The sequence below is a fragment of the Streptococcus sp. 4094 genome (assembly GCF_013277125.1).
GTDB lineage: Bacteria > Bacillota > Bacilli > Lactobacillales > Streptococcaceae > Streptococcus.
Genome location: NZ_VMMI01000060.1, coordinates 1 through 1,630 on the forward strand (window position 1 = coordinate 1; position 1,630 = coordinate 1,630).

The 1,630-nt window shown below is 39.0% G+C and carries 3 protein-coding genes; all 3 read right to left on the bottom strand.

What is annotated here, in order from left to right:
* Positions 1 to 19: 19 nt before the first annotated feature.
* From HT721_RS10440 to HT721_RS10450, 3 genes are read right to left on the bottom strand one after another with little or no spacing between them, the layout of a single operon-like run.
* Positions 20 to 787 (bottom strand): hypothetical protein, encoded by a 768-nt coding sequence (locus HT721_RS10440; protein WP_112445249.1) that lies wholly within the window; start codon positions 785 to 787, stop codon positions 20 to 22.
* A gap of 5 nt (positions 788 to 792) precedes the next feature.
* Positions 793 to 1,113 carry a hypothetical protein gene (locus HT721_RS10445; RefSeq protein ID WP_173214047.1) on the bottom strand — a complete coding sequence of 107 codons (321 nt, stop codon included), beginning with the start codon at positions 1,111 to 1,113 and terminating at the stop codon, positions 793 to 795.
* Between the two features lie 6 nt (positions 1,114 to 1,119).
* Positions 1,120 to 1,605 carry a hypothetical protein gene (locus HT721_RS10450; protein ID WP_173214045.1) on the bottom strand — a complete coding sequence of 162 codons (486 nt, stop codon included), beginning with the start codon at positions 1,603 to 1,605 and terminating at the stop codon, positions 1,120 to 1,122.
* Positions 1,606 to 1,630 lie beyond the last annotated feature (25 nt).

Genomic DNA, 1,630 nt, shown 5'->3' on the forward strand with positions numbered 1-1,630 from the left:
GTTAAATTGTGTCATATGTTTATCCTCCTATAGTTGGTAATGTTGTAGGCCACTCATCTTCTGTTAAATAAGAAAATGGGTTGACGTGATTTTGCTCCACGCCTAATTCACTAGTTACAATCTGCAACTTCAATCCACTTTTTTCGCTATACTCTTTATAATGGTTATACTTATAATGAATAATCACAGCACCCGTTCCTTGTGCACCTTCTGAATTTTCAGCACTTGCAGTATTAGAATAAATATCATTATAAGTATTAAATATAGTCTGAGCTACATCATCAACAGGTTTAAAACCATCAATAGATAAGTTATCATCTGACTCATAACTGCCTGGATCTAGTATTAAATTAGTATCAGGTCTAATTGCACTAGTGTTAATTTTAAGTTCAAACTTAACATGTACAACATTATTTATACGTCTGAAATACATTCTGTTTATGACATTTTTATTCGTATCATACTGCCAACCTAACACCCAACCAGTGTCACCTTCAACAACTTTCCAACCTTGATTTCCACCATCAGTAATCTTAATCCATTTTAAAGCACCGTTAGTTTTAGCTGTGTCGATGTAAGTCACTCCTATTTCTGCACTTATACGCCCTTCTGGTGAGCCAGTGCCACGGATTTCATGCCCTACATTATCTGGTAACGGTAGGGTGACATGATTGCCTCCAACAATTCCAAGGGTAATTCCTGTCAGTGTCAGCCTTGGTTCAGGCTTTTGGCTCAGCTCCTTGACATCTCGCCCAACTGTTTGGGCAAATTCCTCTAAATTACTCATAGCGATCACGCTTTCGCTGCATTATATGTTGCGACCAAGTCAAGGTTGGCAAATTCGTCAATACGACGGCCAAGATCGGCCAATTTTTGCACGACTGCGCCTTCAGTATCACCACTCATGCTAGCAATCATCGTAGCAATCTCTTTAAGCGTATCAAGATTTTCAGGGACACCCTCTCCCAAAATGTCGTTTTTGACTGCGGTTTTAGCCTGCTCGATAGCCTGCATTAAAGTAGCATTGTCAATCTTCGTATCGATTAACTGCTTCATTGTCTTGTTATCCGCTCCCAATGCTTGAGCGAATGCAATCCATTTACTTGTATCCATAATTTTTTACACCTTTCCAATATTATAGTATGTGAGCAAGTCTGGGATTTCCTGACATGCTCCACCTTCTCTTGCAGGTCTTCCTGCAAGTTGTTTTTTTACTTCTTTTTCGATGTCTAATTCCTTCAAAGTGTAGACATCTTCCGTAACCAATTCTTTATCTGAGTCTTCAATTTCAATATAAGTATCTCTATCGCTTGGGAAGATATACCCTCCAACCGAGATTTCCACTCGGTATTTTCCGCTTGGTAGAATACTATCTAAATTAAAATTGACAGAATGGCTAGTGACGGGAGCAGTTGTCTTCCACCTGCGTTGTCCCTTTGTTAGAGTAACAACCGCATCTTGACCCTCAAATAAGGTCATGACACGGTAATTTTCATCTAACAATTCAAATCCAAAAGTAGAAGACAAATCCCCTTGTTTAATAAGGTCGCCACCATCAATCCGAACCAAATTGGTTGTATTAACTCTACGTTTGTTACAACCCATTCTGCACCTCTTTCTAATCATCTAC